The sequence below is a fragment of the Vibrio sp. 1978 genome (assembly GCF_033344345.1).
In genome coordinates this window covers 1-653 of record NZ_JAWPOP010000568.1, presented here as the reverse complement: position 1 = coordinate 653, position 653 = coordinate 1, and the positions used below count along the sequence as shown (strand labels likewise).

Here is a 653-nt window from a genome sequence, read left to right as displayed (position 1 = left end):
TGGCTGGCGCAGAATTTGTTGCCGACGTTGTGCCTTACGAAGAAATGAAACTGCGCATGCTTGATGGTAGCCACTCGTTCCTAGCCTACCTAGTCTACCTTGGCGGTTACGCGCACATCTCTGACACCATGACAGATGAAGGCTACCGTAAAGCGGCATTCGACATGATGATGCAAGCGCAAGCCCCTTCGCTGACCATGCCAGAAGGCACTGATTTAGAAGGCTACGCCAAGCTGCTTATCGAGCGCTTCACTAACCCAAGCTTGAAACACAAAACATGGCAAATCGCGATGGATGGCAGCCAGAAGATCCCGCAACGCATGGGTGGCAGCTTACGATTCCACCTTGCTCAAGGCTCTAACTTCTCATGGTTGGCAACAGCGATTGCAGGTTGGATGCGCTACGTATCCGGCGTGGACGAGCAAGGCAACGACATTGATGTTCGCGATCCAATGGCAGAGACACTACGTCAGATCTGCGACCAACACGGCTTGAACGTTTCTGTTGTGCCTGCGTTGCTCGCGGTTGAAGCCATCTTCCCTGCAGAGCTTGGTCAAAACCCACAAGTGATTGATGCGGTGAGCAGTGCTTACCAATCGCTGATTGATAACGGTGATCGTGCCAGCGTCGCTGCGTTGTAATAGGAGTTAACG

1 pseudogene is annotated in these 653 nt (G+C 52.7%); it reads left to right on the top strand.

The annotated features are described in order from the left end of the window. Nucleotides 1-641: pseudogene (locus R8N49_RS27870) on the top strand (fructuronate reductase); the annotation flags it as partial. Nucleotides 642-653: the final 12 nt, after the last annotated feature.